Genomic DNA, 8195 nt, shown 5'->3' on the forward strand with positions numbered 1-8195 from the left:
GGTCGTTTGGTTTTCTCTGGGTCGCAGGGCGCATTGCCGAGAGATCGTCGCGACACGGGGGCATCCTGAGTAGCGTGATTCTCGGCTGCGGCTCAGGAAGGAGTGATGCTTTGGGGGACCGGCTACGCAGCGAGCGCGATTGGTGGAACCGCCCCCATGTGTCGCGAGGCGGCGGGCAGGTGCATGAGCTGTCACTTCACTGATGGGGGAGCCACACACAGACACGCGTTGGGCAAGGCCTTGAAGGCCTCCCGTAGCGTGGTATGCTGACCCTAAATCACACATGCGGGAGGCTTTGCGTTGATCGTAGTAATGAAGGCAGGCGCTGCCCCCGAGGAGCTTGCCAGAGTGATTGAAGTAATCAGAAGCAACGGACTCGAAGTCCATCTGTCCCATGGCCAGGAACGGACTATCGTCGGTCTGGTGGGAGATGTCCGCAGAGTGTCGGAGGATTCCCTCGCGTCTCTTGACGGGGTCGAGAAGGTCATACGGGTGCTCAAGCCATTCAAGCTGGCGAGCAGGGATTTCTATCCCGAAAGCCATATCGTGCACGTGGGGTCGGTGGCCTTTGGCGGCGGCGAGGTACCCGTGATCGCCGGGCCGTGCGCAATCGAGAATGAGGAAAGCGCGATCACAGTCGCGAGACTCGTCCGGGATGCCGGGGCAAGGATGTTCAGGGGGGGCGCGTTCAAGCCAAGGACCTCCCCATACAGTTTCCAGGGTCTCGGCGAGGAAGGCCTGAGAATACTCGCTCGAGTCAGGGAACTCACTGGCCTTCCTGTTGTCAGCGAGGTCATCTCCCCTCAGGACGTGAGTCTCGTCTCCTCCTACGTGGACATGCTCCAGATTGGAGCGCGCAACATGCACAACTACGCGCTCCTCCACGAGGTAGGGAAGGCGAACCGCCCGGTTCTGCTCAAACGTGGTCTCATGTCTTCGGTCGAAGAGTGGCTGATGGCAGCGGAGTACATCCTTCTGGAAGGCAACTCCGATGTTGTGCTCTGCGAGAGAGGGATCAGGACCTACGAGACAGTCACCAGGAACACCCTGGACCTTTCCGCGGTGGCTGCTGCGAAACACCTCACCCACCTGCCTGTCATCGTGGACCCGAGCCATGGCACTGGCCGGTGGGATCTAGTTGCTCCGATGGCTCGGGCCGCTGTGGCATGCGGGGCTGACGGGATCATAGTCGAGGTGCACCCGCGCCCAGAGGCTGCCCTGTCTGATGGCCCTCAGTCACTCAAGCCTGAGGTTTTTGCCGATATGATGTGCGGCCTCAGGAGCGTGGCTCGGGCGGTGGGGCGGACCGTGGCTGACCCCGCCGACGGAGGAAAGGGCTTCCCGGGGTCAGTCTCTGGGGGTGGGGCCGTTGTCGGGGCGGAGTGTGCCGAGTAGCGTCGGCCTGGTGGGGCTCGGCCTCATAGGAGGCTCAATTGGCTTGGGGCTCCGTAGAGCCGGAGGCTACCGTGTGATAGGGTTCGACACCGATCCCCAGACGCTCGAGCTCGCCGTTTCATTGGGTGCTATCGACCGGGCGGCGCAGGCGCTGAATGAAGTCACAGACTGCGACGCTATAGTGGTCGCTGTGCCCCTTCTCGCCATGGAGGGCGCCTTTCGGGCACTTGCCCGCGCGCTCGAGGAATGTGCGGTGCGACGCCCCCAGCTCATAATGGACGTGGGCAGTGCGAAGCGCTCGGTCATGGGCTGGGCGCGTGCATGCTTCGAAGGTAACGTCCCATTTGTCGGGGGCCATCCTATGGCCGGGACAGAACACCACGGAATCAAGGCCGCCACCTCTGAGATGTTCAGAACGGCGGCTTTCGTATTGACTCCCTCCGAGTGGGCGGACCAGCATTCCATCGCCCTCGCCCGTTCGATAGCGACAGATCTGGGCGCGAGACCGGTCATGATGGATCCAGAGAGCCACGACCGGATGGTGGCCGCAACAAGCCACCTTCCGCTGTTGTGCGCGGCCGCGATATCCTCGATCGCCGCTGCGAGGGCAGACTCCGATCCGGACATGTGGGTCCTGGCGGGCGGTGGATTCCGGGATTCCACCAGGGTGGCGTCAGGGGCTCCGGAGCTGGGAACCGGAATCATGCTGGCGAATGCCGACGAGATCCGGCGCGCCCTCGAGGAGCTGATCGGGATCCTGTCCGGGGTGCTCGGTTGGCTCGAAGCCAGTGACTCGGACGACGCCACCCAGGCCCTCACATCGTTTTTTGACGAAGGGCGTCGCTCCCGGGCAGAATGGCTTGCGACGCTCGGACCGCGAAGGGGGCACGAGCATGCAAACGTTTGACACATGCTGTTACGCCGGCAGGCCGCTTCGTGGGGAGTTCACGCCCCCGGGCGACAAGTCCGTATCTCACAGAGCTGCGATCCTCGCGTCGCTTGTCCCGGGATGGTCTGTGATCGATCATTTCGCGCCCGGAGAGGACTGCACGTCCACCCTACGCTGCATGCAGGCCCTCGGGGCCACGGTCGAGCGGGAAGGTCCGGATGGGTTGCGGGTGAGGATAGCCGGAAAGGGGCTCCGGGGCCTCAGTGAGCCTGACGACGTGCTGGATGCAGGGAACTCCGGGACCACGATGAGGCTTCTCGCGGGGGTTCTAGCTGGTCAGGACTTCTTCTCGGCCCTCACCGGAGACGCCTCTCTCAGACGCCGGCCAATGGGCCGGGTGGTGGAACCGTTGTCGCGGATGGGGGCGAACATATGGGGTAGGGGAGGAGGGCGTCTGGCTCCCCTGGCAATCCGGGGTGGCAAGCTCTCCGGCACGGACCACACGATCCCGGTCGCCAGCGCCCAGGTCAAGTCCTGCATTCTCTTGGCAGGGCTCTTTGCCGATGGTCCCACATCTGTCACGGAGCCTGCCAGGTCCCGGGACCACACCGAGCTGTTCCTGAACTACCTGGGGGTGCCTGTAGTCACTGATGGGCTCCGAGTGACGGTGGGCATGCCCGGCGCGCCCAGAGAGCCCCGGCCGTTCGAGCTGTCGGTCCCCGGCGACCCATCATCCGCTTCGTTCTTCCTGGGAGCCGCCGCTGCAATCCCCGATTCGCAGGTTACGGCGAGAAGAGTCCTGCTAAACCCCACCCGCGCTGGGTTCCTTTCCGTGCTCAGGCGGATGGGCGGGGATGTCCGGGTTGACCCGTGCCCGGCTGACGGCCCCGAGCGGTGTGCGGATGTGACCGTGACTCACTCCAGACTTCGTGGGTTCCACATAGAGGCCTCTGAAGTCCCGGCGCTTGTAGACGAGATCCCGTTGCTTGCGGTGATAGCGACCTGCGCGAGCGAGCCCAGTGTGATCCAGGGCGCGGGTGAATTGAGGTTCAAGGAGACGGACAGGATCGCCGCCATAGTGACTGGCCTTGGCCGGATGGGGGCGCGGGTGGAGGACAGGGGTGATTCGCTCGTAGTGCACCCTGGCCCGCTCCGCGGTGCTAAGGTTAGCTCCTTAGGTGACCACAGGATGGCAATGGCCCTGGCTGTGGCCGGCTTGATGGCAAAAGGTGGTTCCACCATCTACGATTTCGACTCCGTGAACATCTCCTACCCGGGCTTCGTGGAGGATCTTACGGCCATGTGCGGGGCACACGGGCAGGACGCACCGGACACCTCCGCGAGGGGCGCTTGCCCCGGGCACCGGCAGACAGGAGAAGGGAGTGTGTAAGGGTTGAGACTGGCGGTTCTCTTCGGATGGCCCGCTTCGAGCAGCCTGTCCCCGGCCATGTTCCGGGCGGCCTTCGATGAAGTAGGCCTTCGGGACTGGGCATACATCCCCATCGATGTCGAGCGGGCAGGGATCGGTCGCGCATTCGGCGTGCTGGGTGCCGTGAACGTGGCGGGGGCGAACGTGACGATTCCCCACAAGGAGGCGGCACTGGGCCTCGTGTCCGTCGCTACTCCCAGGGCGCTCGCAGCTGGAGCGGTCAACCTCGTATACAGGGACTCCGGACGGCTGATTGGGGACAACACAGACGGGGGGGCCTTAATCGAGTCCCTGGCTGTCCGTGGTGTGCAGGCTTCCGGGCTCAAGGCGGTCATATTCGGGGCGGGAGGCTCGGCACGCGGGTGTGCTGCCGCATTGGTCATGGCAGGTGCCAGGGAGATAGTCGTGCTGAACCGGACTGAGCAACGGGCCGCGATTTTGGGCTCGGACCTCAGGGCGATCCCGGTCACACCCGGGCACGAAGGCCCGTCTGTGGTGGTGGGTAGGTGGGATGTGCAGGAGTGGGATTCCGGCCTTCCAGAAGTGCGGGAAGACATGGCCCGACGGCTTGCATCTGCTCTGTCAGGCGCAGGCCTCGTTGTGAATACCACGACTCTCACACGCGAGGGCCCGGGCGAGGCCCCGGGACGGCCTCCGATCCCGCAGTCTGTCGCGGAGAACCTGATGTCGTCTGCCCTGGCGCCGGGCGCGGTCTTCTGCGACCTAGTGTACAGCCCCGTCGTTACAGTCCATCTCGAACAGGGTCGGCGTCTTGGGCTTGAGACAATAACGGGCCTGGAGATTCTGGCCAGGCAGGCGTTTCCTGCGTTTGAATTATGGACCGGGCTTCCCGCGCCTAAGGCCGCCATGGCCCGGGCACTCGTGCAAGCGGCGGGAGGTGAGTCTCGTGGGGTCCCTGAGATTCCTTACTGCGGGTGAGTCCCACGGCCCCGCACTGGTTGTCATCATCGATGGGGTTCCCGCCGGCCTGCCCGTTGCTGCGAGCAGTATCGACCGGGACCTCGCCCGCCGTAGAGTGGGCTATGGGCGTGGCGGCCGGATGGAGATCGAGGCCGACCGGGCCAGGATTATGGGCGGGGTCAGGCACGGGATTGCGACCGGGGGCCCCGTGGCCATAGAGATTGAAAACCGCGACCACGTGAACTGGCTCGACACGATGGCCGTCGAGGACCGGTTCGAGACCCGGGCCGGGGCAGCGGATGAGGCCTGGGGCGGATCCGGACCGGCCGCGGACCCCAGGGCGTTTACGGTGCCCAGGCCGGGACACGCGGACCTTGCCGGGCGTCTGAAGTACGGCCACCGGGACCTCAGAGATGTTCTGGAGCGAGCAAGCGCCCGTGAGACAGCGGCCAGGGTGGCGGCTGGAGCAGTGGGCCGTCTCATCCTGCGGGAGATCGGGGTCGAGGTTGGCTCCTGGGTGGAGAGCATAGGCGGAGTCCGGGCGAACCTCGAGCCCCTCGGGGCGGACCCCGGCGGCGAGAGGGCCAGAGCCCGGGCGGAGTCGGCGGAACAGTCTCCGGTGAGATGCCCTGACCCCGCGGTGTCCCAGGAGATGATGGACCGAATCGACCGGGAGAAAGAGGCCGGGGGGAGTCTGGGCGGGGTCTTCACTGTCGCGGCGTGGGGTGTCCCTCCTGGTCTTGGGACTTACGCACAGTGGGACAGACGACTGGATGGCCTGCTCGCCCAGGCGGTCATGAGCATTCCGGGAATCAAGGGAGTCGAGATTGGGGAGGGCTTCAGCGTCGCGGGTGAGAGCGGCAGGTACGCCCACGATGAGATAGTAGTAGACCCGGAGGGCGGGATCACCCGGGCGACGAACCGGGCCGGGGGTATCGAGGGCGGCATCTCCAATGGCATGCCCATTCTGATTCGTGCAGCCATGAAACCTATTCCCACCTTGCGCGCGCCCACTGCATCTGTGGATCTCGCCACTGGGAAACCCACTCTCGCTCACGCCGAGCGGTCGGATGTGTGTGCCGTCCCGGCGGCTTCGGTCGTGGGAGAGGCCATGGCCGCGCTGGTGCTCGCCAACGCGTGTATCGAGAGATACGGGGGGGATACTGTTGACCAGCTCAGACGGGTCCGCTCATAACGTGGCGCTTGTGGGGTTCATGGGGTCGGGCAAGAGCGCAGTCGGCAAGGCCCTCGCGGAATTGACCGGCACCCGCTGCGTGGACACTGACTCCGCGGTGGAGGAGGAGGCGGGCATCCCTATTGCGACCATCTTCGAGCGGCAAGGTGAGGCACGTTTTCGTGCATTGGAGCGGCGGGTGGTCCGGTGGGCGACGGGGCTGCGAAACACCGTCATATCCCTGGGCGGGGGTGCTCTTCTCGACTCGCGCAACCTCGCGAACCTGCGTGAATCGTGCCTGATCGTGTGGCTCCGGGCGCGGCCCGAGACCCTTCTGGCCCGGCTTGAGCAGGATCATGCTTCCGCGAACCGCCCACTGTTCAATGGGCACTGCGACCCCGAGTCCTTCGCACAGTTTGTCCGGGAACGGTCCGTACAGTATGCGCAGGCCCACGCGGTGCTGGACATCGACGACCTCACCCCGGTCCAGGCTGCGCAGAGGCTGCGCGAGATCTGGAAGCGGAAGTCCCCTGCCTCCCCGGGCGTTCGTGGCGCCCTCGGTGCGGGAGTCAACTCCACGGGAGGTGTCAGGGTCGAGGTCCCCGTGGATGTGTCGGGCGGCAAGTACTCCGTGCTGATAGGGTCGGGCCTGGTGGATGTCGCGGGGCGCCTCCGGCCCGGCGGACGTCCTGTCTCGGACCTAGGCGCCAGGGCCCTTGTTGTCTCGTCTTGTTCCGTGGCGGCGCTGTTCGGCGCGCCCCTCGAGACGTCGCTCGAAGCCGCCGGGCTCCACTGCGGCAGGCTGAGGGTTCCCGACGGGGAAGGAGCGAAATCCCTTTCTGTCCTCGGGGACCTGTGCGAGCGGGCGGCGGAGCGGGGCTTCGGCCGTGACACCGTCGTATTCGCCCTCGGAGGCGGCACGGTCGGTGACGTCGTAGGGATATTCGCCTCTACATATATGAGAGGCGTCCCGCTGGTCCAGGTGCCGACCACGCTGCTTTCGATGGTGGACAGCTCCGTCGGGGGCAAGACCGCGGTGAACCTCAGGGCCGGGAAGAACCTGATGGGAACGTTCTACCAGCCCTCGGCCGTCATCTGTGACGTCGCCACGTTGGGGACCCTCCCAGTCCGCGAGGTGCGAAACGGCCTTGCGGAGGTTGTTAAGTCCGCGGTCATCGGTGATCCATCTCTGTTCGAGTTCATCGAGGCACGCGCCGCGTCCTTGGACTCGGACGACCCTTACGCCGTGTGCAGCCTCGTGGACGACGAGACCTCAGCCGTGAGGATAGTGTCCGCGTCTCTGGGTGTGAAGATCCCCATAGTCCAGGATGACGTGGCGGACCGCGGGACCCGGATGCTTCTGAACCTTGGCCACACTCTGGGCCATGCGGTGGAGCGTGAGGGCAGGTACAGGCAGTGGACTCATGGGGAGGCGGTGAGCATTGGGCTTGCCGCCGCATGCCGGGCGTCTCGGGACCTTGGCATGATGCCAGCAAGGGAGGCGGATCGGGTGATCGCCCTGCTTGAGCGGTTGGGCCTTCCGGTCTCTTTAGAGCGCAGGCGGTTCAGAAGCCCTGAGATGAAAGCGCGGCTCGCGGCGCACATGGGTCTGGATAAGAAGGCGCTCACCGGCCGGTTCAGGATCGTGCTGCTGCGTGGCATTGGGCGGTGCACCGTCTCGGAAGACCACCCACCCACGGTGCTCATTGACGCGGCGGAGGGACTTGCCCAGGAATCGGCAGGGAAGCGGGGAGGTGCGAGGAATTGAAGGTGACCGTCATTCACGGTCCTAACCTGGACATGCTGGGAAGGCGTGAACCCGGCGTGTACGGACCGCTCACCTTGGATCAGGTGAACGATATGATAAGGAAGCGGAGGAGCTCGGTCTGGACGTAGAAGCCCATCAATCGAACCACGAGGGAGACATAGTGGCCTTGATCTGGCGGGCGGCGGAGGATTCGGCCGGGGTAATCATAAACCCCGGTGCCTATACCCACTACTCCTACGCCATCCGCGATGCCCTGGCGGGGTGCGGCATTCCCGCCATCGAAGTGCACCTGTCCAACATCCATGCGCGCGAGGAGTTCCGCCGGCACTCCGTCATCGCTCCTGTCGTCCTGGGGCAGATATCGGGGTTGGGGCCGGCTGGGTACCTCCTGGCGCTCAGGGCGTTTGCCAACATGAGCCGCAAAGTGTAAAGGAAGGATGCACACTTTCTGCGTCCCAATTCTGTAAACAGACGATTAATCGGCTGCTGCCTTGGGAGGTCCACACAGGTCAAGTCTGTCTTGACCAGCCCTGCACCTCTACGGTATAATCAAGAGGCAATGTGGTGGATGTAGCTCAGGTGGCTAGAGCATCAGATTGTGGCTCTGAGGGCCGTGGGT

7 protein-coding genes and 1 pseudogene are annotated in these 8195 nt (G+C 64.7%); all 8 read left to right on the forward strand.

Features of this window, described 5'->3' with window-relative positions; all coding sequences use genetic code 11:
• Positions 1-203 (forward strand): hypothetical protein (locus NUW23_07230; protein MCR4425969.1); only part of this gene is annotated, 203 nt, incomplete at its 5' end.
• Positions 204-300: 97 nt separating this feature from the next.
• Positions 301-1395: a 3-deoxy-7-phosphoheptulonate synthase gene (gene aroF / locus NUW23_07235; protein MCR4425970.1), complete on the forward strand. Its 1095-nt coding sequence runs from the start codon at positions 301-303 to the stop codon at positions 1393-1395.
• 10 nt (positions 1396-1405) lie between these two features.
• A complete protein-coding gene (locus NUW23_07240) occupies positions 1406-2302 on the forward strand; it encodes a prephenate dehydrogenase/arogenate dehydrogenase family protein (GenBank protein MCR4425971.1) in 897 nt (298 codons plus the stop codon).
• Complete coding sequence (gene aroA / locus NUW23_07245) at positions 2289-3674, forward strand: 3-phosphoshikimate 1-carboxyvinyltransferase (protein MCR4425972.1); 1386 nt, start codon at positions 2289-2291, stop codon at positions 3672-3674. Before NUW23_07240 ends, aroA begins: the two co-directional genes overlap by 14 nt.
• 3 nt (positions 3675-3677) lie before the next feature.
• Positions 3678-4652 carry a shikimate dehydrogenase gene (locus tag NUW23_07250; protein MCR4425973.1) on the forward strand — a complete coding sequence of 325 codons (975 nt, stop codon included), beginning with the start codon at positions 3678-3680 and terminating at the stop codon, positions 4650-4652.
• On the forward strand, positions 4630-5829 hold the full coding sequence (aroC, locus tag NUW23_07255) for a chorismate synthase (GenBank protein MCR4425974.1): 1200 nt from the start codon (positions 4630-4632) through the stop codon (positions 5827-5829). The genes NUW23_07250 and aroC overlap by 23 nt, the downstream gene beginning before the upstream one ends.
• Positions 5801-7576 carry a 3-dehydroquinate synthase gene (gene aroB, locus NUW23_07260; protein MCR4425975.1) on the forward strand — a complete coding sequence of 592 codons (1776 nt, stop codon included), beginning with the start codon at positions 5801-5803 and terminating at the stop codon, positions 7574-7576. The genes aroC and aroB overlap by 29 nt, the downstream gene beginning before the upstream one ends.
• A pseudogene (aroQ, locus tag NUW23_07265) lies at positions 7573-8006 on the forward strand (type II 3-dehydroquinate dehydratase). Before aroB ends, aroQ begins: the two are co-directional and overlap by 4 nt.
• Positions 8007-8195 lie beyond the last annotated feature (189 nt).

This window comes from Bacillota bacterium (assembly GCA_024655925.1).
Lineage (GTDB): Bacteria > Bacillota > DTU025 > DTU025 > JANLFS01 > JANLFS01.